We start from the raw sequence: 20,209 nt of genomic DNA, 5'->3' as shown, positions 1-20,209 counted from the left end.
GATGGAGAGCGTCCATGGCTATAGCCAAATGCCGAGAATGCAAAACCGAAGTCAGCGACGAAGCGAAGACCTGCCCGAAGTGCGGCATTTCAAAACCTGTAAAGAAAACCTCGCTTACCGTAAAGGTTTTGGCGGTGCTATTTGGAATTGGGATCTTGGGAAATATCATTGGTGGTATTAGCGGTGGTACGGCCGCCAAAGGCAGCGCGCCCACCTCTTCGCCACCGAAGCTTGACCCTAAGGAAGAAGCCATTCGTGCAATTAACCTTGATAAATTAGCGTGGCATAAAGGCGGTTTCGACAACGTCATGTTACTCAGCACCAAAATCAGAAACGATGGTGTTCACGATGTCAAAGACATCGAAATTGAATGCGTACATTCATCAAATAGCGGCACTCGCATCGATAGAAATACAAAAGTCGTTTATGAGATAGTTAAGGCCGGGAAGTCCGTGAACATTAAAGAGTTCAACATGGGCTTCGTGCACAACCAGGCAAACTCTACAAGTTGCCGAGTTTCCGACTTAGTACTGCTGTGACAACATCAGCGAACTTGCCTGTTCTGATCATGCCTGACGTAGGCATGCCAAGGCTCAGTTAGTCACTTCTTCCATCCTGCCTCATTGTGCCCCGCTAGCCGGGGCTATTTTTCGTCAATCAAATCATCCAAACAAGCGATCGCGCCACCATGCTTAAGCAAGCTTAAAATTTTGCTTGATTTAAATTTTAAGCGCACTTAAACTAATTCCATCGACGCAGCAACCTCAACGATGGAGACCGCGATGCCCACCACCCACCCCACGAAGCAACAAGTCCGCAACTGGATGCAGTTGCGCCAGCACTCCCGCCTCGCCCCGCCAGCACCCGTTGAAGTCCGCCGCCAATTGGGCTGGGCCATGCTGCATACCGCAGCCGGAGTACGTTGATCCATGAAGCCCGCCATGACCCACTCCGCAGCCCTGGAACTGATCGAAGAGCGCACCTTTTCCGCGCGCCTGAACGGCCATACCGTCACCGGCCTTCAGGTGGCCGGCACTTGGGAAGGCCTGACGAAGTTCCACCACCCGGCCTCCAGCCTGCACTTGATCGTGCGCGACAGCGACAAGCGCCTGGTCGACGGCTCGCCGACGCTGATGTTCGCCCTGGGGCTGACGGAAGGCGGCAATGAGCACTTCGTACTGGTGCCGGAAACGCTGCTGCCCAATGGCACGCTGGTGCCAGCTTTTCTCTACGCCCGTTATCCGGCCAGCAAAGGAGACGACGGCAAGCTGCAGCTGTCGCCATCCGCCAAACCGTGGGTCAACGTCAGCTATCGCGAAGCAGTGGCCGCATGCGCCGACGCGGGCTACCAGCTGGCCCGCGAAACGCAGGAACTGGCGATCCGCCTGAATGTGGTCAATCAGCCAGGGAACTGGACCGGTGGCGCCGTGGGTGCAGGCCAGGTGTATCAGGGTCTGCATCTGGGAAAGGTAAGCAGCGCCCAGGCAGCTGATTTTGTCTCGCCCGAAGCGGATGAACGCAGCTGGCATGTGCTGTCCACTGGTGAGCGTGTCTACGGGCTCGCCGGCAACATCCACACCTGGGTGTTCGATGACGTGCAGGGCGACGCCGACGGCATTGTCGCCCGCCGGTTCGACGAGCGGTCGCTGTCCCTGGTCACGCCACCTTATGGATCACGCCAGTGTGGCATGGGCTGGCGGCCAGACGCGGATGCGAACTGGTCCGGCCGTGCGCTCGTGCGCGGCGGCTACTGGAACGACGGCGACTATGCCGGCGTGTTCAGCCTCCTCAGCGGCTCGCCCGACATCCGCAGCGGCGATGTCGGCTTCCGCTGCACCAAGTAGCCCGGGCCACTGATCCCTGGTCTCAGGTCGCCGCGCAAGCGGTGACTCCCCACGTCCGCGTAAGGAGTACATCATGAAACACGCCTTCACCATCGCCGCCAATTCCAGGCCGCACAGCACTGTCACGGCGCTGGCCCATATCTTTGCGCGCGCCTGCCGGCGCGCCTGGAACGCTCTGGTCCGCCATAGCCTGCGCGGCGAAATCGCCTTCCACAACCGCCGCTACCGGCGTTACCGGGCCAAGCATGAGCGAGCGGCCACCCTGGAGCGCATGGCCCTGTTCGACCGCGCCACCGCCCAAAGCCGCTTGCATCGCCTGCAACCTGCCGCTACCACCAAGGAAATGTCATGACCTGGTTCAAAAACCTTCAACTCTACCGGCTGCCAAAAGCCTGGGCTTTCACCGTCGACCAGCTGCGCGCCGCGCTGGCGCCGGCCAAATTCACGCAGCCAACCAGCGCCGAACTGCTGCGCGAGGGCTGGGCGGCGCCGCGACCGCAATGCGAACTGGTGCACGCCGTCAATCAGCAGTGGCTGATCCAGTTGCAAACGGAGAAGAAGCTGCTGCCAGCCACCGTCATCAACCAGGTGGCCAAGGCTCGAGCGGCCGATATGGAGGAAGCACAGGGTTTCGCGCCCGGCAAAAAGGCGATGAAGGAACTGAAGGAACGCGTCGCCGACGAATTGTTGCCGCGCGCCTTCCCGGTTCAGTCGACCACCCGCGTCTGGATCGATCCCGTGAACGGCTGGTTGGCGGTCGATACCGCCAGCCCGGCCAAGGCCGACAACGTCGTCAAGCTGCTGCTGAAGGCGGTCGACCGTATGCCACTGGAAAGCCTGCGCGTGAACCGTTCGCCGGTGGGCGTGATGACCGAATGGCTGCAGGCCGACGCCGCGCCGGCAGGCTTCACCGTGGACCGGGATGCAACGCTGCGCGCCACGGGTGAGAGCAAGGCCCAGGTGAAGTACGTCCGGCACGAGCTGGAGCCGAATGACCTGCGCCGCCACATCGCCGCCGGCAAACAGTGCGCGCGCCTGGCACTGACGTGGAACAGCAAGATCAGTTTCGTGCTGGACGAGACGCTGGCCATCAAATCCCTGAAGCCGCTGGACGTGCTGCAGGAAACCGACAAGACCACGCGCAACGATGCCGAACGCTTCGATGGCGACTTCATGCTGATGACCGGCGAACTGGCGAAGCTGCTGGACGACGTGGTCGCGGCGCTGGGCGGGGAGGCATCGGCATGAGCGAGCCATTGACCACAGAACGCCGCACCGCGCGGGGCCACATGCACGCCGAAGCGTTCTGCCTGATGCAATACGCCTGCAAGGTGTGCCGCCACTTCGAAGTCATCTGGAACAGCCGCGACGGAGTGACGCCGTTCTGCACGGCCTGCCCCTCCTGCGGCCAGCCACACCTGTACCACGTGAACTTCATGATGGACCGCTTTGCGCCCGACCACAAGCCGCACAGGGGCCAGCGCGTATGGACGTCGATGACGCGGGAGCGCGCCTATGAGCTGGCCAGGCGGAACATTTCGACGCGCCGCAAACCGGGGCCTGAAACGGACATGGTGATCGATTCGGTGGCCAACAGCTATTACCAGGACGGCGCCGGGCCGGATATCCGCATCGAGGGATACGCGGAGGTCGTATGAAACGGCGCCTTTTCCATCTCTTGGTATGCGCTGCCGTCCGGCACGAAGCAGCCATCTACGGCGCCATGCTGGTGGCGCTGCTCATGAACTGGTCGTAGCCATGTTTGCCGCCAATGAACTATCGCCTGGCGAGCAGCTGCGCGATGCGATCGACAGGCATGTACTGATGCTGGCGCGGGCCGCACAAACGGCCAGGCCAGTGATTTATCGAGACCTCCAGTGCTATATCCACGTGGTCCGAATCGACGCAGATACCGGCGCTGAGATTTACCTGAAAGGGAACCCGGCGCCACTGAAACCGGAAGATTTGAAGCTGGCGCCAAAAATTGAAGATTAATCCGGCCTCGGCCGGTCCATGAGCAACAGGCAACAACCCCAACAGAAAACGGAGTCCCATATGAACAACCAGGAACAAGGTCTGTACGAAAAATTCGCAGTTCGCCGCACCGATGGCCGCGACGCGCAAGGCGAAAAGCACGAGCACTGCCGATATTTCGTGCTGGACCTGGACCACGACAAACATGCCCTGCCCGCTATCGCCGCATATGCCGATTCCTGCAAGGATGAATTCCCACAACTTGCCGCCGACTTGCGCGCCAAAGCGCTTGCTAAACTTGTCGCCGACAACGAATTCATCACGGTGCCAGACGTCACGCTGCCAAATGGCACGGTAGTCCCCTCGTTCAAGGTCGGCAAGTACCTGTGCTCTCGTGGTCCGATGGATGTCGCGCAAATTAACGCCACCGCGGCGCCGTGGGTACACGTCGATCACAACGAAGCGCGCGAAGCATGCAAGGCAATCGGCGGTCAACTGATCACTGAATTGCAGGCGCTCGCCATTGCTTACGACATCGCCCGACAGGACGTCAACTGGACCGGCGGCACTATCGGTGAAGGCGCGATCTATCAAGGGCTGCATCTGGGCACCTTCAGCAGCGCCCAGGCCGGCAATGTCGTCTCGCCCAACTCTAACGAGCGCCGCTGGCATCAGCTGTCCAACGGGCAGCATATTTTCGATTGCGCCGGCAATGCCTTCACGTGGATTTTCGACAATGTACAAGGCGATGATGCAGGCATCGTTACCAGCGAATTTTCTGCCGACTCGCCGTCGCTCACCACCGCGCCCCACCCGCGCCTGAAGAAAGGTATGGGTTGGCGCCCGGAAGCCGGCGCCGACTGGTCCGGCGATGCGCTCGTGCGCGGCGGCTGCTGGGACGTCGGCGACTATGCCGGCGTGTTCCGCCTCGGCCTCGGCTCGCCCGACTACCGCAGCGTCGATGTCGGCTTCCGCTGCACCACGTAGCCCGGGGCTCTGGCCCCTGGTCCCGGGTCGCCGCGTAAGCGGTGGCCTCCACCCAAACACTTCGAAACGCCCAATTTGAGGATCACCATGCCCAATATCCTTTTCATCAATGTGCCGGCCATCACGCTGCCAAATGGCGTTGCCATGCCGGAATTTCAGGTTGGCCAGTATCTGTGCGGCGAAGACCCAGATGGAGAAGTTTCCATCGCTCCCCACATCAAACCGTGGACGCGGATCAATTTCAGCGAGTCGCAGCGCGCATGCGCGGCCATCGGCGGCAAGTTGATCACCGAGCTGGAATACCTGGCCATCGCGTATGACATCGTGCAGCAGGACATCAACTGGACCGGCGGCAAGGTCGGCGAAGGCAACGTCTTCCAGGGGCTGCACATGGGCACGGTTCGCACGCCGCAACCCGGTGAATATGTTTCCCGCCAGGAGCAGGAGCGGCGCTGGCACCAGTTGTCAAACGGCGAGCGTATCTACGACTTCGCCGGTAACGCCTATACCTGGATCTTCGACGACGTGCAAGGAAACCTGCAAGGCGTGGTCGCGCATGCCTTTGCGGAGAATTCCGCGTCCATCACCACGGCTCCTTATCCCTCGATGCAAAAAGGCATGGGATGGCGCCCTCGCGCTGGCTCAAATTGGTCCGGCTTTGCGCTCGTGCGCGGCGGCTTCTGGAACGACGGCGACGTTGCCGGCGTGTTCTACCTCAGCGTCGGCTCGCCCGGCTACCGCTACGGCCTTGTCGGCTTCCGCTGCACCAAGTAGCCCGGGATTCTGGTCACTGGTTTCCGGTCACTGCGTGAGCGGTGACCAACCTGCCCCTCAACCATTTTGAAACAATACGAAATGTACGAACTACAACACACTGCGCCAACTGCCGAAGAAAGCACGAAGTTTTCCCTCCGCGCATACAAAGGCATTGATGTCGGCCTGGGCCACGATGACCCCGGCGCGACGATTGCCCGCACCCTGGAGCAGAAATACCCGGGTCACCTGATCCTGATTCAGTCCGGAAAATTCCTGCAGGGTTATGACCGCACCGCCTACACGCTGTACACGCTCAAACAATACAAGCTGAAGCTGGTGGGAACGACCAGCGAACCACACATCCGTGTGGGCTTCCCGATCGGGAATTTCAACCGCCGCCTGTGGCAATTAGTGCAGGAATTTGGCATCCCCTATGTCGTTTCCCTGGGCAGCCAGGCCGAGGGACGCGTCGTCTACGTTTCGCAGCACCCGGAATTGGACAGCGCCGTGTTGACAGCCGTTTCGGATGCGGTTGTGGCAGAGGTCATTCACGACTTACAGCAACGTGGCGCGCTGAACAAGGCCAGCGCCAAAGCTCTGCTGGCAAACCCGGACACGTCGGTGTTCAAACTGAAATCGCAGGCGCAAGACCTCGACTTGCAGCTGCTGCAGGACATCATCCGCATGCCGCGCGACCTGCGTGCGACACATGGGGAGAATCTTCGCGCGTGCATGGCGCGCATCATGCGTGGCGTCTTCGCCTATGGCCTCGAGGATAACAAGACGCAGCTCTTAAAGGGTATTTCGGCGGATGTCGACTTGGTGAAGCATTACCTGGTGCAGGGCCAACGGCTAAGCAAACTCAAGGCCGAATTCGAGCACCGAGCTGGCTTAGCCGTTGAACTTGGCCGGCTGGTGGGCGGTCTTATCCGCACGAACGCGGTGCAGCCATGATCAACGAAGGGAAATCTCTGAAGTGTCCGGCAATGCGCTCGTGCGCGGCGGCTACTGGAACGACGGCGACAATGCCGGCGTGTTCAACCTCAACAACGACTCGCCCGACAACCGCAACGACAATGTCGGCTTCCGCTGACCCAAAAATATCACGCGTCGATCACGGGCACGCCCGCGTAACGCACATTCTTGGTCGAGATCTTCCTGGGGCAAACCCGAAAGCACGGCCATTGGCCAATCCGGGAACCGCTGCGGGGCCTACGGGTGCCGCAGCGGAGCACGGTCGCAATGCCGGTTCCGACTTCTGGCAGCGCACTAGCCTGACCGCGCTGCTCGGCTACTGGCGCCAGGCGCGCAAGAACAAGTCGCGCAGCCTGCGCGTGCAGCGTTTCGGCGACGATCCTCTGCACTACCTGATGGTGGTGCAGCAGCGGCTTCGGGATCGCGCTTACACCTTTGGTCCATACAAGGAATTTGTCGTGCGCGAAAAGAAATTCCGCCAAGTGGTCGACGCGCCGATGAAGGACCGCATCGTCCACTGGATGCTGTACGACTATATGCTGCCAATCTGGCTGCCACGCTTCATCGCAGACACATTCGGCAACTTGCCCGGGCGCGGCACGCACGCCGCCGTACGCCGGGTGGCTGATCTTGCACGCTCCCCCAAGAATGCCTGGGCGTTGCAGATCGACATTTCGAAGTATTTCTATTCGGTCAACCACTCGCTGTTGAAGGCGCGCATACTGCGCCACATCGGCGATCAAGACATCCGCGCGCTACTGGTCAGCCTGGTGGATTCATACCGCACCGATAGCCAGCACGACCACCTGTTCGCGGCGGATAGCGCATACCGCCGCACCTATAACAAGGGTATGCCCATCGGTAATTTGAGCAGCCAACTGTTCGCCAACATCTTCCTGAACGAGTTCGACCACTGGGTGAAGCAGGAACTGCGCGTGAAAGCGTACGTCCGCTATGTGGACGATATGGTGATCCTGGCTGGCACGCGCGCCGAACTGCTGGACATCAGCGCCGCGGTCGTGGCCAGACTGGCCGAGGACGGGCTCGCGATCAATCCGCGCAAGATCCGTCTGGCGCCGGTGGCGGCCGGCGTGCCGTTCCTGGGCTATATCGTGTGGCCGAACCACATTTCTGTTGGCGCCTACGGGCGCCGACGATACCACCAGTGCCTTCGCCAGCACGAAACCCAAGGCCGCGACCGATCCCAGGCGTTGGCGTCGTATAGGGCAATGCTGAGCCATTCCGGCCCCACCACTACGCAAAGGAGCAAACCATGAGCAACTGGACCCGCTACACCCTGACTTACGACGACACCTGCAGCGACGTGGTGGTCGACGTGCGTGAGCCCGCCAGCGCCGAAACCGTGGCGCTGTGCACGGAAATCAACGGCTTCTGGAGCGGCGCCGATGAACGCATTAAAGAAGCGGACGGCGACGTGGTGCTGGCCGTATTGGAGATGCTGTGCCGGCGCGCGCTGTATGAGGACCTGACCTCCCTGAACGCGCTGCATGACTTCACCGTGCGCGGCGTGGAAGGCTGGCCGCTGCTCGACGGATCCGAAGGCATCAAGCTGGTGTCGACCGAGCGCATCGAGTTCGACGGCGATGTCAGCGTGGAAACTGAACCTGTTGGGGATGTGGCATGAGCCAAACTATCGGACGCATCGATCGAGAAGGCCGTATCTGCTTCCACGATGCCAGCCTGTCTATATGGGAAGAAGGCATCGCTGCTGCGCGGAACGCCGGCGGCTGGAAAGGCGCCAACGAATGGGAGCGCCAGTTCAAACGTGACGTTTTCTTACGCATCGTCCAAACGCTGAATCGCTTGGGCTGGACTTGCGTCATCCCGCCGGAAATGATCAAGCAGTACGGCATGAGCTTCGCGCGCAACCGGCGCTATTGCCGTAAAGGCGACCTTCAAGCTGACCTCGAGATCAGTGGTCGCTGCGTCGAACTGAAAATGTTCCAGAACGTGAACGCGCCAGATCGCCCAGATAACGACGGACGCTACCAGGACGACAAAGAAAAGCACATGCCGTACGTGATGCGGCTGGAAATGGAACGCACGCGCCGCCGAATTCGAGATTGCCTTTGCAACATCTTTACTGGGTACCGCTTTGAGCAGCCAAGGCCAAAGCTGGGGTTTGACGGTGTCACCGCACTGGAATATGCGGCACACCGCCGCCGCACAACGGGGCATTACGTTGCAGCGTTAGATCGGGCACGCATTGGCAACGTTGGAGAAGATAAGTCCGCAGACGGCTATCAACTGGAGAACGGCACGCGCGTCTACGCGCAAGATCGGTGCGGCCGCATCATCACCGGCGTGGCGTTTTATGACCTCAACGGCCAATGGCAGGTGGTGACCGGGCGCTACGACCTGGTGCGGGTGTGGCATAAGCAAATCTGGATCGAGTGCCCGGGTGACCCGCGGGTAAAGCGCAACTCGCACCAACGCCGCAAGCGCCTGGAAGGGGAATTGCAAAAAGCAATCGCCCAGATGAACTTCGAACGGGCCGCTGTACTGCGGAACGTCCTATTCCCGGGCAACCCGGCCCTATTCAACGTCTGGCATGACGAACACAGGCTGTTCCACTGCGCGAATTTTTGCGGATACACGAACGATCGGAGCAAGGCCGGCCGGTTCACCGCGACAGAGGTCGCAGGATGGCGTGTTGCTCCAAATAAGGTAATTCCGATCGATGATAGGGAGGTCGCATGAGCGACAAGACCAACATTTCCTGGACAGACGCGACATGGAATCCCGTCAGGGGTTGCAGCATGGTTTCCGCCGGATGCACGCACTGCTACGCCATGGGCGTCGCGGCACGCTTCAGTGGCCCAGGCCTGCCGTACGAGGGCTTGACGATGAAAACCACGCAGGGCGCCAAGTGGAACGGCAAGATCACCCTGGTGCCCGACATGCTGGGGCGGCCACTTGCGTGGCGCCGGCCGCGCAAGATCTTCGTCAACAGCATGAGCGATCTGTTCCACGATGCCGTGCCGGACAGCTTCATTGACCAGGTGTTCGCCGTCATGGCGCTGGCGCCGCGCCACGTGTTCCAGGTGCTGACGAAGCGCCCGGAGCGCATGCGCCAGTATTGCAAGAACTTCTCGTGGGCGCGCCTGATTCCGAGTTGCACCGGCGCCGACGGCGTCAGCACGATTCCGGGGTTCACGCTGCAGGCGCTGAAACACCATTTCGGGCAAGTCCCAGCGTCGACGCTGCACTTCGGGCGCCGGGACGTCTGGCCGTTGCCGAACGTCTGGCTGGGCGTCAGCGTCGAGGATCAGGCAGCGGCGGACGCCCGGGTGCCTGTCTTGCTCGACACGCCGGCGGCGGTGCACTGGATCAGCGCCGAACCCCTGCTGGGCCCCGTCGACCTGCGCACGATCGACATCGACGGCCATCGCGAAATCTATCCACTGACCGGCACGGCCTGCTGCGAGGATGACGACGGCAATTCGACGCCAGACCTGCCGCGCATCAAGTGGGTGGTGTCCGGTGGCGAATCCGGCGTCGGCTCGCGCCCAATGCATCCCGCGTGGCCACGCAGGTTGCGTGACCATTGCGCGGCGGCCGGTGTCGCGTTCCTTCATAAGCAGAACGGCGAATGGCAAGCCAGCGCAGACCACGCCCCAGACAGTCACGGTGAAAGCGTGGATTCCGTGGCCATTCATGTCGATGGCCGCATTGAGTATCGCCCGCTGGAGGCCTTTGCGCTGAATCGCACGCCGGGTTGGGCAATCGTGTGCCGCGTCGGCAAGAGGGCCGCTGGCCGCCTGCTCGACGGCGTGCTGCATGACGAATACCCGGAGGTCGCATGAAAGAGCGCCCGATTTTGTTCAACGGCGCCATGGTGCGCGCCATTCTCGACGGAACGAAGACGCAGACGCGGCGCGTGGTGAAGTTGCAGCAGCTTGCCGGCAACTACTTTGAAGGCGGCGCGGCCGGCGTGGAATTCGATGGGTTCCGCATCCCGCGCGACTGTGGCCCGGCCCCCGCACGCTTCAGCGCCGAAGCAGTTGGTGGCGGCGCATGCATCAGCGAAGAAATTTACTGCCCCTACGGCCAGCCCGGCGACCGCCTTTGGAGCCGCGAGACATGGAGCGTGGTCAGCAATGACTGGGACGACGACGGCAACCTGATCGACTGGATTCCGGACCGACCTGCGACGGCGATCCACGAAATTCCGTTCGGTCAAGGCTACTACTCCGGCCACGTGATCTACGCGGCCGATGGTGCCCACGAATGGGCTGGGGACGATGATGGTGGCGGCGAACCACGCTCCGCGTGGCATCCGTCCATCCATATGCCGCGCGCGGCCAGCCGCATCACGCTGCAAATTACCGGCGTGCGCGTTGAGCGGCTACAGGCCATCAGGGAAGCGGATGCGCGCGCTGAGGGTGTGACCATCGAAGATCGCCATATGGGTGGCTACTGTGCTGGCGAATTCCTTCCGCCTGCGATCAGGGCGCACCGGGAGTTGTGGGAATCCATCAACGGCGCCGGCAGTTGGGCGGCCAATCCATGGGTGTGGGTGATCGAATTCAAACGGGTGACGCCATGAAGCTGACGAAAGCGCAGCGCTCGACACTGCACGCAATGTTTGGCGGCCGATGCGCCTATTGCGGCGAGCCGCTGGGCGAACGCTGGCACGCCGACCACGTCCTGCCGGTTGAACGTAAGTTGCAACACGTGCGCGGCAAAGGCCTGGTTCCAACCGGTGAACTTTATCGCCCCGAGAACGACACGATTGCCAACCTGATGCCTGCCTGCCCGCCCTGCAACATCGACAAGCACATGATGTCGCTGGAGGATTGGCGCGGGAAACTTTCGCGATCGCTCGACGTCCTGGCGCGCAGTCAGCCCACCTACCGGCATGCACGGCGCTTTGGATTGCTGCAAGAAACACCCAAGCTCATCACCTTTTATTTTGAGCGCGTGGCGCAGCCGGAGGCGGCATGAAAGAAATCCAAGATCACCACCGCGTAAGCCCGGAAGGCCAAGCCCTGGGCCGGAACTTCGCCCGAATTGCTGATGCCGAGTGCGCCACGCTGTCCCGGGAAGGCGAGGAAGACGAGCGCTGCAAGAGCTGCGCCTTCCGCGCCGGCACCGTGCCGAACGGCTGTATCCAGACGCAACTCGACGTCGCCAAGGCTGTGGCCGAGGACGTGCCTTTCATGTGCCACTGCCACCTGGACGCGCGCGGCCGGCCGACGAAGGTGTGCCACGGCTGGTTCGCAGTGCGGCGCGTGGTCGACCGGATGGAACGGGCCACCGGCACGAAGATGGAGCCGGCACCGTACGATTTCTCGCCACCCGACAAACCGGCGCGCGCCATGCCTCCCCCGCCCGGCCAGGCCGCGCAGGACGTTTTGCGCGAGTTTATCCAAGATGACCCCGCCGACATCCAGGCAATGGCTGCAGCGCTGGATGAGCCGATGCCGAGTAGCCGGAGCGGCAAGGTGCACATCCTTGTCACCGGCGGCGGCATCGGCGCATGGGCGATTGGCCAGATGCTGGCGGCAAACGGCGAAAAGATCGGCGTGATTACCCAGGTGACCGGCACGGGACCGAGCCGGGCAGTTGACCTGGCACCGCTGGTCGAAGTGCTGGAGTCGCGATTGGCAATGCCGGCGACGCCGCCTTGGCAAAGCGCCCGCCCCTACCTGAAAAAGAAGAAAGGCCGCTCGTGAGCAAGAACCCTGACCCGCTGTTTTTCTGGTTGCTGTGCGCAGCGGCCGGCTGCGTCGCCGGCGCCCTGGTGATTATTTACAGAATGTGGAGTACTGCGTGAGCGATACCAAAAAGACCGACACGAAAATGATGGAAGAAGCGATGAAAGCCGTGTCAATCCTGCCTCGCCTGAATGCGGACGAGCGATCTTCGTACCTGAGCGCACTTTTGCTCATTTCTTACAAGTTGCTGCGCACTGTTGAGGGCGACGAATTCGTTCTGGGCTGGCTGCAAAGCGCACTGACGGAAGTGCAAACGGAAGCGCCCGACGTCTCGATAAAAGAACTTCACTGAGGATAACCCATGGAACCCATCAAGACCCTGCCAACGCTCCCCGGCTGCTTGGCTGATCGATTATTTGAGGCAATCAGCATAGCGCGCGACAGCGCCGAGAATGACGGCAGCATTGGCCGAATTCGAAAATGGGAAGCCACGGCCGCCGGCTTGCGCGCCGCTCTGGCCGCCCAGCCTGCCGCGCCAGTGGATGATCGCCGCATCGCTGACACGGTGAACGCATTGCGCGATGTGGCCGTCAAGTTCCATGATGCCCAACAACTGCGCGAGCGGATTGCGCATATCGTCGTGCCGTTGTTGAAGGCCGCGCCTGCTGGGGAGCCGGTGGCGAAACAGGCAAACCCACACGCCGCGACGTTCCCACCTGAAATCTGGCTGAACATGGGCGACTGTGATTCCGACATGTGCACGCCATGGCCCGATATCGAGCATAGGCAAGAAATTACATGGTGCTGGGAAAGCGTTGACCGCATGGACGTTCGATACATCCGTGCCGACATCGCCGCCCCTGTGGCCAATGCAGGGCAGGCGAAGGCGGTGGCTGTGCCGGATGAATGGACATCCGAGATATGCGGCCCTGAAGTCGATGACTTGAGCTTCGGCCAGGGTTATCGCAGGGGATTTAACGACTGCCGTGCGAAGGTGCTTGCAGCCGCCACGCTGCCGCAGCAGGTAGCGCAGGAAGGCGGTGCCGCATGAGAGATTTTACCCCCACCAAGGAAACCATCAGCCTGCATGGCCTGGGCTTTATCCAGTTGATCTTGGATGGCAACCAGCGCATGCATGTCTGGCACCCCGACCTGCCGCGCCGCGATTGTTACGAGCACTCGGCTATTCACAACCACCGCTTCGCGTTCACGTCCCGCGTGCTGAAGGGCGTCCAGATCAACCAGCGCTGCGACTTGGAGATCGTGAAGCCAGGCGCCGGCACGCACGCGCTGATCAGCCACAACGGACCGCGCAGCGACAAGGGTGGTCGCCTGAGCTACCCAGTGGCCGACGTGAACGTGCATCTTCGCCAAGTGGAACGGTACGAGGCGGGTCAAGAATATTTCATGCCGGCCATGGAGTATCACCACACCCCATCTGAAGGCGTGGTCATCACGGTGATTACCAAGCACGCCGAAATGGCCATCCACGCGAACAGCGTGTGCAAGCAAGGTGTCGATTTTCATTATGACTTCGACCGCTTCCAGCTTTCACCCGCTGAACTGTTCGCCTACGTCGTGGATGCCATGCAATGCACAACGAAAGGATAACCATGCCAACGCCAGATTACGCGCCGCCACGCCCTATACCCGACTTCCTGCGTAGGCTGTCGCCTGCTGAATTTGAGCAGTTGCCGGCCGACCTGGCCGCCGAAGTCGCGGCCCTGCGCCAGAGCGTCGACAACCTGGTCGCCGAGCTGCGCCCGGTTTCCACCATCATCGCCACCGGCCGCGACGTGCTGGAGCAATACAAACGACTGAAAGGCTGAATCCAATGAGCCGTGCATATACCGAAGAAGAAGCTCGTGACCAATTCCTGGATCACATTCGCCACCTGGCGCGCTACTGGGCGAAGCAACCGAACCAGAGTCCGCTCGAGCGCTGCGAAGGGTTGGCCTTTTCCATCCTGAACATCATCGACGGCACTTCCGGGGGCTTTCCATGCGCCATCGATCTCGTGCTGCGACCGCACCCGGATGACAAGCAGTTCAAAATCGACGCCGGTGAAAATTATTTCGAAGCCGGCATGGTCATCAACAACCGCATGCTGCACGAGTTGTTTTACCAACAGCCAGCTGGATCGCCCGCGCCGGCCGCCGAGTGCCCCATCTGCGCCGGCACGCACACGGCCTTCGGCAAGCGCTGCGCGTGTGTGCAACCGCAGGAAATCAGGAACCAAACCGATACCGAAAGCAAGGAACCAAACCATGAGTGAAACCGACCTGATTGAGCGCCTGGCGGCCGCAGTCGCTGAGCACTTGAAACCCGCCATCCCGCTGGCGGTCGACCTGTGGGACATGGCCATGGTGGCGGCGTATTTTAAGCGGGACCCACAAGTCGTGCGCCAGACCATCGCCTGTCTCCCGTCCTTCCCGAAGGCCATCCGGTTGCCGACAAAAACGCGCGCCCACCCGCTGTATAATGCCAAAGAGGTAATCGAGTGGGCGCAGAAGCATCGCGAGAAAAATTAATCCGAACTCCCCATAATTTCCCCACGCGAGCCGGAAACCCGCATGAATCCTAGCGACTCGATTCCGGCTCGGAGCACCACGCATTCCTAAAGGCTTGCAGCCGAAGTACTCACTAGCTTTTGAACGCCAAGCAGTTCCGCAAAGCGCACCGGGTTCGGCAAATTACAGGCCCTCCCGCCCATACTTTCAACTTTGCCCTTCCTCCAGTCCACTGTTGCCGGACACGGGCGGTCACTGGCCGTCAGCCGCCAGCCGGTACCGCAGACGGCGCAGGCCGTGACCGACCGGACAGCCAGCACGATGGCAAGCCGCGCAACCAGCGGCAATCGAAATCTTGCATTAACAGCAAGCCGCACCGGCGGATATCGCCGATGCCGGCCGGCCACCGTGGCATCCCTAACCCCGCTCCACCCGCACCGCCGTGACCTTGTATTCCGGCGCACGCACCTGCCGGTCCCGCACCGTTGACGTGAGGCGGTTCACGAACAGTTCCGGGCAGTGGAAGGTGGCGAACAGTTGCCCGGGCTGAACCTGCGCGGTGACGTGCAGCGGCAGCGTGGCCGTGCCGTGGCGGCTGTGCACCCGCACCGGTTCGCCGTCGGCCAGTCCCAGCTGCGCGGCATCGGCCGGCGCCATGTCGAGCGTGTCGGTCGGGCGCAGCGCGGTATTGGGGGTGCGGCCGGTCATGGTGCCCGCGTTGAAGTGGTACAGCGTACGGCCCGTGGTCAGCAGCAGCGGGTAGGTTTCATCGGTGGTTTCAGGCGTTGGCACGAAGCCGATGGGGGCCAGCGCGGCGGTCTGGCCGATCGGGAAGCGGGACTGGTGCAATACCGGTGTGCCCGGGTGGTCTTCGTCAGGGCACGGCCAGTGCAGGCTCTCCCGCGCGATCCGCTCATAGGAAAGGCCCGCGCCATCCGGCCACAGCGCGCGCACTTCGTCCCAGACCGCGCGCGGGCTGTCGAATGCGAAGCCTTGCGCATGGCCGAGGCGCCCCGCCAGCGCCTGGATGATCCACCAGTCCGGCTGGGCCTGGCCGGGCGGCGGCACCGCGCCGCGGATGCGCTGCACGCGCCGGTCCGAATTCATGAACGTGCCGTCTTTTTCGAAGAACGACGCGGCCGGCAGGAACACGGTGCCAAAGGCACGAGCGGTTTCGTTGAGGAACAGGTCCTGCACGATCACCAGGTCGAGCCCGGCCAGCGCATCGCGGGTAGCGGCTTCGTTGGCCAGCGACAGGTAAATGTCGTAACCGAACGCCCACAAGGCTTTCAGCCTGCCCGCGCGCGCGGCATCCATCATCTGCAGCAGATCCAGCCCGTGCGTGGCCGGCAAGCGGCAACCCCAGGCCGCTTCGAAGCGCGGCCCGGCATCCTTGATCAATTGCGAACCAGTGAGCGTGGCCGGATCGCAGCCCATTTGCGCCGAGCCCTGCACATTGTTCTGGCCGCGCAAGGGATTGATGCCCGCGCCCGGCTTGCCGAGATTGCCCGTCAACAGCGCAAGGTTAATCAGCGTCATCACGCCTTCGGTGCCCTGCAAATGCTCGGTCATGCCCAGCCCGTGGAAACACATGGCCGCTCCGGCGCCGGCGTAGATCCGGGCGGCGGCGCGGATGTCGGCGGCGCTGACACCACAGTCGCCGGCCACGCGTTCCGGCGCGTAAGCGGCCACGAATGCCGCGAAATCGTCGAAGCCGGTGACGCGTTCCGCCAGGAAGGCTTGATCGAGCAAGCCTTCCTCGATCAGCACCGCCGCCATGGCGTTAAAGAGCGGCACGTTGGTACCCGGCCGGAGCGCCAGGTGCACGTCGGCCAGTTCGGCCAGCTCGGTGCGGCGCGGGTCGACCACGACCAGCCTGGCCCCGCGCAAAACCGCCTGCCTGATGCGGGCGCCCACCACCGGATGGTTCTCGGTCGGGTTGACCCCGCACAGCAGGAAGGCGCCGGCAATCTCGATGTCATCGAAACAGTTGGCGGCGGCGCCGGTGCCCAGCATGGCCTTGAGCGCCTTGGCGCTGGGTGTGTGGCAGACGCGGGCGCAGCAATCGACGTTGTTGGTGCCGAGCACCACGCGGGCGAATTTCTGCGCCAGGTAGTTTTCCTCGTTGCTGGCGCGGGCCGAGCCCAGCACGCCGACGGCATCCGGCCCCGATTCGGCAATGATCGCGCGCAGGCGGTCGGCGATGAAATCGAGTGCTTCGTCCCAGCTGGCTTCGCGCCACGCGCCATCGCGCCGGATCATCGGTGTCGTCACGCGGTCCGGCGCGTGGTTGAATTCGTAGGCATAGCGCCCCTTGACGCACAGGTGGCCCCGGTTGGTTGGATGGTCGGCCGGCCGTACCGCGACGACTTTGCCGCCGGCGCTGGCCACGTCCATCTGGCAACCGACGCCGCAATAGACACAGGTGGTGCGCGTCCACGTCTCAGGGACGGCGGGGCTGCGCTTGTCGAACAGCGCGCCGGTCGGGCAAGTGTCGACGCACGCCCCGCAGCTCACGCAACCGCCTTCAAGCAGGGTTGCGCCCTTGCCGGGCGCGACGTGGGTGTGTTCGCCGCGCTGCAGCGTCTCCCAGACGAACTGCCCCTGCACTTCTTCACAGATGCGCACGCAGCGCGCGCAATGGATGCAGCGGTCCATCGCCACGCCGATGTACGGATGGCTGTCATCGCGGAACTGGTGATGGCGGGGTTCGTCCTGCGCCTGGACGCCATAGTGCGCGAGTAACTGGTGGAATGGCCGCGATGGCTCCGACGCCGCCGCTTGCGACGGATAGTGCGCGGCCATCAGCGCCAGGTTAGTCCGGCGCAACGCCTCCAGCGCCGGCGTGTGGGTGCGCACCTGCATGCCCTCTTCCACCGTGGCGGCGCAACTGGCGACCGGGCGCCCTTGTCCTTCGACTTCCACCACGCACAGCCGGCAGGCGCCGCCCGGGGCCAGGCGCGGATCATGGCAGGCATGGGGCACCGCCGCGCCGGCCTGCGCCAGCGCATCGAGCAGCAAGGCGCCGGCGTCGACGTCATGGGGCGTGCCGTTGATGGTTATCCGAGCCATGCCGACCACTCCCCAGGGTAATGCAACTGGACGGCGCGGGCGAATTCGGCCAAGCCGCGCCCATGCCCGCACAAGCTGGTCGCCTCCAGCGCGTCCAGCAAGGCATCGCATTGCGCCATCTCGCCCGTCCCGGCGCGCCCCGTACCCGATTGCACGGCGCCGAACAGCGCGGCCAGCCTGGGCGTGCCCAGATGGCAGGGCGTGCATTTGCCGCAGGATTCGCGCGCGCCGAAGCGGAATACCTCGGCGACGATGGCCGCCAGCGGCGTGTCGTCGGCAAACGCGATCACGCCGCCATGGCCGACGGCGCAGCCAATGGCCTGCATTTCCTCGTAGCCCAGCCGGGTCCCGAGCAACGGCGGCGGCACGATGCCGGCCAGCGGCCCGCCGACCATGACGCCCGCCAGCCGGCCGCGCCGCAAGCCCAGTCCCAGTTCATCGACGACCGCCGCCAGCGGCATGCCGAACTCCACTTCGTAGAGACCCGGCCGGTTGAACAGCGAATTGAGCGACAACAGTTTGGTGCCCCGGCTTTGCGAGAAACCCAGCGCGGCATACGCGTGCGCCCCGTTGGCCACGATCCATGGCACGGCGCACAGCGTTTCAACATTCTGGACCAGCGTCGGCAGGCCATACAGGCCGCATTCGGTCAGTTGCGGCGGCCGCAGCCGCACTTCCGGGCGGCGGCCTTCCAGGGCGTTGAGCAGCGCGGTTTCTTCGCCGCACAGGTAACTGCCCTCGCCGATCACGCATTCCAGATCGAATGCGGCGCCCAGCCAGCGCGCCGCGCGCGCCTCGTCCAGCGCCCTGGCGAGCACTGCCGCAGCGGCGGGGTATTCCTTGCGCAGGTAGATGTAGCCGTGCGTGGCGCCGGTGGCATGGGCGGCGATAATGGCCGCTTCGATCAGCCGGAACGGGTCGTCTTCCAGCAAAAAGCGGTCGGAGAATGCGCCGGGGTCGCCCTCGTCGGCGTTGACCACCAGGTATTTACGTGGCGCCGCCTGCGCCGCCATCGCCTGCCATTTGCGCCCGGCGGGGAAACCCGCGCCGCCACGGCCGCGCAATTGCGATGCCTGGACCAGACGCACCACGTCCGCCGGCGCCATGGCCAGCGCGGCCAGGCGCGCCGCGCCGCCGCCACGTCGCTGGTATTCTGCCAGTGCGCGCACGCCGCCATGGCGGACGTTCTCCAGCAAGACGCTGCCACGGCTGTGGCTTGCGACATAGGGGCGGACATCGTGGTCGGCATCGGCGGGCGACGCATAGCACTTGCCGAGGCAATATACGGGCACGGCCTGCCGGCTGGCGGTTGCCCAGCGCACGGGGTCGTCTGCGCGGGCCGCGAAACATGCGAGGCCGTTGCAGGCGCAGCCATCCAGGGTCTTGCCGGCCAGGTGATAAAAACTGCTGGCGGCGACATGGCGTTGCAATGGCTTCATGTGGGTATTCCTCGCAAACATCGAAAATCTCCCCTCCGGAGTATAACGACGTTTTATTTAATGAATTTGCGCCAGATCAAGCATTACTTAATCAACGGTCCAGGTTGTCATGAGGCGATTTCCAGCCATTCTTGATCTGGATCAAATTGCGCCATGGCATTAGGGCGCCAGTGATCTTAAGCTGGAAGAAACACTCACTCAGGAGGTGCCACGTGCCAGCCCAACCGCAACAGCCCCGCCAGGACCGTGCCGGCGCCGTCATGCCAGTTCCTGCGGCGGCCACCTCCTTCCGCCGCCCTGTGCCATGTGCTTTTCCGCAACGGCCAGCCTGAGCGCCGCGGCCATCCTGGGCGCACTGGGCGCGGGTGCAATCATCCGTTGCCAGGAACCCCGGATGCTCCCCTATGCGGCCCTTCCCGCACTGTTCTCCGCCCAGCAACTGGCGGAGGGATTGCTTTGGCTGGCGTTGGCCCACGACATGCCGTCGCTCGCGGCCGCCATGAGCCTGGTCTTTAATTTGTCTGCCCACGTCCTGTGGCCGTTGTACATCCCGCTCACCGTGCTGCTGCTGGAGCCGCAGCCGAGGCGCAAGACACTGCTGGCCTGCCTGGTCCTGGCCGGTACTGCCCTGGCGGCGTATTACCTGCTGCGCATGGCCATCGTCCCGGTCAGCGCGGTGCCCAGCGCCGGCCATATCGAATACCGGATGACGCGTTACTTCCCCCGCACGGGCATGGCGCTCTACGTTGCCGTTACGGCGGGTGCGCTGTTCGCCTCATCCTGGCCCCGCGTACGCAGGTTCGGCCTGATGGTGCTGGCCGCATTCATCCTGACATGGTGGGCCTATGCCACCTGGCTGGTGTCGGTATGGTGCTTTTTCGCCGCCCTGCTGAGCGTGGTCGTGCTGGCACAGGTACCGTCGCTGCGCCTGCCGGAAGGCGTGCGCATGCGGAACGCGGCATGAGCGGTGC

The 20,209-nt window shown here is 62.9% G+C and carries 25 protein-coding genes; 23 read left to right on the top strand and 2 right to left on the bottom strand.

The genetic code is table 11. From position 1 onward, the window contains the following. Positions 1-14: 14 nt before the first annotated feature. From GJ700_RS12520 to GJ700_RS12415, 22 genes are all read left to right on the top strand, one after another. On the top strand, positions 15-539 hold the full coding sequence (locus GJ700_RS12520; RefSeq protein ID WP_154374209.1) for a zinc-ribbon domain-containing protein: 525 nt from the start codon (positions 15-17) through the stop codon (positions 537-539). 390 nt (positions 540-929) lie between these two features. Then, positions 930-1,844, top strand: coding sequence for a hypothetical protein (locus tag GJ700_RS12515; protein ID WP_154374207.1), 915 nt, complete (start codon positions 930-932; stop codon positions 1,842-1,844). A 73-nt stretch (positions 1,845-1,917) separates the two neighbouring features. Beyond that, the gene (locus GJ700_RS12510; protein WP_154374204.1) at positions 1,918-2,196 is read left to right on the top strand and encodes a hypothetical protein; all 279 of its coding nucleotides are present in this window, start codon (positions 1,918-1,920) and stop codon (positions 2,194-2,196) included. Continuing rightward, a complete protein-coding gene (locus GJ700_RS12505; protein WP_154374202.1) occupies positions 2,193-3,092 on the top strand; it encodes a recombination-associated protein RdgC in 900 nt (299 codons plus the stop codon). The genes GJ700_RS12510 and GJ700_RS12505 overlap by 4 nt, the downstream gene beginning before the upstream one ends. Further along, entirely contained in the window at positions 3,089-3,502 is a 414-nt protein-coding gene (locus GJ700_RS12500; RefSeq protein WP_154374200.1) for a hypothetical protein, read from the top strand. Before GJ700_RS12505 ends, GJ700_RS12500 begins: the two co-directional genes overlap by 4 nt. A gap of 100 nt (positions 3,503-3,602) precedes the next feature. Continuing rightward, a complete protein-coding gene (locus tag GJ700_RS12495) occupies positions 3,603-3,839 on the top strand; it encodes a hypothetical protein (RefSeq protein ID WP_154374198.1) in 237 nt (78 codons plus the stop codon). Between the two features lie 60 nt (positions 3,840-3,899). Continuing rightward, a complete protein-coding gene (locus GJ700_RS12490) occupies positions 3,900-4,805 on the top strand; it encodes an SUMF1/EgtB/PvdO family nonheme iron enzyme (protein WP_154374195.1) in 906 nt (301 codons plus the stop codon). An 87-nt stretch (positions 4,806-4,892) separates the two neighbouring features. Continuing rightward, on the top strand, positions 4,893-5,579 hold the full coding sequence (locus GJ700_RS12485; RefSeq protein WP_154374193.1) for a hypothetical protein: 687 nt from the start codon (positions 4,893-4,895) through the stop codon (positions 5,577-5,579). A gap of 81 nt (positions 5,580-5,660) precedes the next feature. After that, entirely contained in the window at positions 5,661-6,515 is an 855-nt protein-coding gene (locus tag GJ700_RS12480; RefSeq protein WP_154374191.1) for a four helix bundle protein, read from the top strand. 230 nt (positions 6,516-6,745) lie between these two features. Next, the gene (locus tag GJ700_RS12475; RefSeq protein ID WP_229506961.1) at positions 6,746-7,813 is read left to right on the top strand and encodes a reverse transcriptase/maturase family protein; all 1,068 of its coding nucleotides are present in this window, start codon (positions 6,746-6,748) and stop codon (positions 7,811-7,813) included. Further along, positions 7,810-8,181 carry a DUF2528 family protein gene (locus GJ700_RS12470; RefSeq protein ID WP_154374188.1) on the top strand — a complete coding sequence of 124 codons (372 nt, stop codon included), beginning with the start codon at positions 7,810-7,812 and terminating at the stop codon, positions 8,179-8,181. Before GJ700_RS12475 ends, GJ700_RS12470 begins: the two co-directional genes overlap by 4 nt. Further along, complete coding sequence (locus GJ700_RS12465; protein WP_154374187.1) at positions 8,178-9,257, top strand: UvrB/UvrC motif-containing protein; 1,080 nt, start codon at positions 8,178-8,180, stop codon at positions 9,255-9,257. The genes GJ700_RS12470 and GJ700_RS12465 overlap by 4 nt, the downstream gene beginning before the upstream one ends. Further along, positions 9,254-10,363, top strand: coding sequence for a DUF5131 family protein (locus GJ700_RS12460; protein ID WP_154374185.1), 1,110 nt, complete (start codon positions 9,254-9,256; stop codon positions 10,361-10,363). The genes GJ700_RS12465 and GJ700_RS12460 overlap by 4 nt, the downstream gene beginning before the upstream one ends. Next, positions 10,360-11,106, top strand: coding sequence for a hypothetical protein (locus tag GJ700_RS12455; RefSeq protein ID WP_154374183.1), 747 nt, complete (start codon positions 10,360-10,362; stop codon positions 11,104-11,106). The genes GJ700_RS12460 and GJ700_RS12455 overlap by 4 nt, the downstream gene beginning before the upstream one ends. Next, entirely contained in the window at positions 11,103-11,504 is a 402-nt protein-coding gene (locus GJ700_RS12450) for an HNH endonuclease signature motif containing protein (protein ID WP_154374180.1), read from the top strand. The genes GJ700_RS12455 and GJ700_RS12450 overlap by 4 nt, the downstream gene beginning before the upstream one ends. Continuing rightward, positions 11,501-12,235, top strand: a complete 735-nt coding sequence (locus tag GJ700_RS12445) for a hypothetical protein (RefSeq protein WP_154374177.1) — start codon at positions 11,501-11,503, stop codon at positions 12,233-12,235. The genes GJ700_RS12450 and GJ700_RS12445 overlap by 4 nt, the downstream gene beginning before the upstream one ends. A 97-nt stretch (positions 12,236-12,332) precedes the next feature. Continuing rightward, the gene (locus tag GJ700_RS12440) at positions 12,333-12,569 is read left to right on the top strand and encodes a hypothetical protein (RefSeq protein WP_154374175.1); all 237 of its coding nucleotides are present in this window, start codon (positions 12,333-12,335) and stop codon (positions 12,567-12,569) included. A 9-nt stretch (positions 12,570-12,578) separates the two neighbouring features. Then, positions 12,579-13,268, top strand: coding sequence for a hypothetical protein (locus tag GJ700_RS12435; RefSeq protein WP_154374173.1), 690 nt, complete (start codon positions 12,579-12,581; stop codon positions 13,266-13,268). Continuing rightward, entirely contained in the window at positions 13,265-13,828 is a 564-nt protein-coding gene (locus GJ700_RS12430; RefSeq protein ID WP_154374171.1) for a hypothetical protein, read from the top strand. The genes GJ700_RS12435 and GJ700_RS12430 overlap by 4 nt, the downstream gene beginning before the upstream one ends. 2 nt (positions 13,829-13,830) lie before the next feature. Then, positions 13,831-14,046, top strand: a complete 216-nt coding sequence (locus tag GJ700_RS12425; protein WP_154374169.1) for a hypothetical protein — start codon at positions 13,831-13,833, stop codon at positions 14,044-14,046. Positions 14,047-14,051: 5 nt separating this feature from the next. Then, complete coding sequence (locus tag GJ700_RS12420) at positions 14,052-14,492, top strand: hypothetical protein (RefSeq protein ID WP_154374167.1); 441 nt, start codon at positions 14,052-14,054, stop codon at positions 14,490-14,492. Next, a complete protein-coding gene (locus GJ700_RS12415; protein WP_154374165.1) occupies positions 14,485-14,748 on the top strand; it encodes a hypothetical protein in 264 nt (87 codons plus the stop codon). The genes GJ700_RS12420 and GJ700_RS12415 overlap by 8 nt, the downstream gene beginning before the upstream one ends. A gap of 396 nt (positions 14,749-15,144) precedes the next feature. Here GJ700_RS12415 and fdhF read toward each other — a convergent pair whose 3' ends face one another. Together fdhF and GJ700_RS12405 are read right to left on the bottom strand one after the other, a co-directional pair. Then, complete coding sequence (fdhF, locus tag GJ700_RS12410; RefSeq protein WP_154374164.1) at positions 15,145-17,799, bottom strand: formate dehydrogenase subunit alpha; 2,655 nt, start codon at positions 17,797-17,799, stop codon at positions 15,145-15,147. Next, positions 17,787-19,238: an NADH-ubiquinone oxidoreductase-F iron-sulfur binding region domain-containing protein gene (locus GJ700_RS12405; protein WP_229506960.1), complete on the bottom strand. Its 1,452-nt coding sequence runs from the start codon at positions 19,236-19,238 to the stop codon at positions 17,787-17,789. The genes fdhF and GJ700_RS12405 overlap by 13 nt, the downstream gene beginning before the upstream one ends. Before the next feature lie 304 nt (positions 19,239-19,542). Here GJ700_RS12405 and GJ700_RS34970 point away from each other — a divergent pair, with 304 nt between their 5' ends. Then, on the top strand, positions 19,543-20,202 hold the full coding sequence (locus GJ700_RS34970; RefSeq protein ID WP_195763874.1) for a DUF6629 family protein: 660 nt from the start codon (positions 19,543-19,545) through the stop codon (positions 20,200-20,202). Positions 20,203-20,209 lie beyond the last annotated feature (7 nt).

Source organism: Pseudoduganella rivuli, assembly GCF_009674485.1.
Taxonomy (GTDB): Bacteria; Pseudomonadota; Gammaproteobacteria; order Burkholderiales; family Burkholderiaceae_D; genus Rugamonas; species Rugamonas rivuli_B.
Note: the sequence above shows the minus strand (reverse complement) of the source record. Positions and strands in the feature narration are given on the sequence as shown.

What these genes read in the sequence shown, in the direction of transcription:
- GJ700_RS12520 (WP_154374209.1), top strand. Translation starts at nt 15, where the DNA reads ATGGCTATAGCCAAATGCCGAGAATGCAAAACCGAAGTCAGCGACGAA.
- GJ700_RS12515 (WP_154374207.1), top strand. Translation starts at nt 930, where the DNA reads ATGAAGCCCGCCATGACCCACTCCGCAGCCCTGGAACTGATCGAAGAG.
- GJ700_RS12510 (WP_154374204.1), top strand. Translation starts at nt 1,918, where the DNA reads ATGAAACACGCCTTCACCATCGCCGCCAATTCCAGGCCGCACAGCACT.
- GJ700_RS12505 (WP_154374202.1), top strand. Translation starts at nt 2,193, where the DNA reads ATGACCTGGTTCAAAAACCTTCAACTCTACCGGCTGCCAAAAGCCTGG.
- GJ700_RS12500 (WP_154374200.1), top strand. Translation starts at nt 3,089, where the DNA reads ATGAGCGAGCCATTGACCACAGAACGCCGCACCGCGCGGGGCCACATG.
- GJ700_RS12495 (WP_154374198.1), top strand. Translation starts at nt 3,603, where the DNA reads ATGTTTGCCGCCAATGAACTATCGCCTGGCGAGCAGCTGCGCGATGCG.
- GJ700_RS12490 (WP_154374195.1), top strand. Translation starts at nt 3,900, where the DNA reads ATGAACAACCAGGAACAAGGTCTGTACGAAAAATTCGCAGTTCGCCGC.
- GJ700_RS12485 (WP_154374193.1), top strand. Translation starts at nt 4,893, where the DNA reads ATGCCCAATATCCTTTTCATCAATGTGCCGGCCATCACGCTGCCAAAT.
- GJ700_RS12480 (WP_154374191.1), top strand. Translation starts at nt 5,661, where the DNA reads ATGTACGAACTACAACACACTGCGCCAACTGCCGAAGAAAGCACGAAG.
- GJ700_RS12470 (WP_154374188.1), top strand. Translation starts at nt 7,810, where the DNA reads ATGAGCAACTGGACCCGCTACACCCTGACTTACGACGACACCTGCAGC.
- GJ700_RS12465 (WP_154374187.1), top strand. Translation starts at nt 8,178, where the DNA reads ATGAGCCAAACTATCGGACGCATCGATCGAGAAGGCCGTATCTGCTTC.
- GJ700_RS12460 (WP_154374185.1), top strand. Translation starts at nt 9,254, where the DNA reads ATGAGCGACAAGACCAACATTTCCTGGACAGACGCGACATGGAATCCC.
- GJ700_RS12455 (WP_154374183.1), top strand. Translation starts at nt 10,360, where the DNA reads ATGAAAGAGCGCCCGATTTTGTTCAACGGCGCCATGGTGCGCGCCATT.
- GJ700_RS12450 (WP_154374180.1), top strand. Translation starts at nt 11,103, where the DNA reads ATGAAGCTGACGAAAGCGCAGCGCTCGACACTGCACGCAATGTTTGGC.
- GJ700_RS12445 (WP_154374177.1), top strand. Translation starts at nt 11,501, where the DNA reads ATGAAAGAAATCCAAGATCACCACCGCGTAAGCCCGGAAGGCCAAGCC.
- GJ700_RS12435 (WP_154374173.1), top strand. Translation starts at nt 12,579, where the DNA reads ATGGAACCCATCAAGACCCTGCCAACGCTCCCCGGCTGCTTGGCTGAT.
- GJ700_RS12430 (WP_154374171.1), top strand. Translation starts at nt 13,265, where the DNA reads ATGAGAGATTTTACCCCCACCAAGGAAACCATCAGCCTGCATGGCCTG.
- GJ700_RS12425 (WP_154374169.1), top strand. Translation starts at nt 13,831, where the DNA reads ATGCCAACGCCAGATTACGCGCCGCCACGCCCTATACCCGACTTCCTG.
- GJ700_RS12420 (WP_154374167.1), top strand. Translation starts at nt 14,052, where the DNA reads ATGAGCCGTGCATATACCGAAGAAGAAGCTCGTGACCAATTCCTGGAT.
- GJ700_RS12415 (WP_154374165.1), top strand. Translation starts at nt 14,485, where the DNA reads ATGAGTGAAACCGACCTGATTGAGCGCCTGGCGGCCGCAGTCGCTGAG.
- fdhF (WP_154374164.1), bottom strand. Translation starts at nt 17,799, where the DNA reads ATGGCTCGGATAACCATCAACGGCACGCCCCATGACGTCGACGCCGGC.
- GJ700_RS12405 (WP_229506960.1), bottom strand. Translation starts at nt 19,238, where the DNA reads ATGAAGCCATTGCAACGCCATGTCGCCGCCAGCAGTTTTTATCACCTG.
- GJ700_RS34970 (WP_195763874.1), top strand. Translation starts at nt 19,543, where the DNA reads ATGTGCTTTTCCGCAACGGCCAGCCTGAGCGCCGCGGCCATCCTGGGC.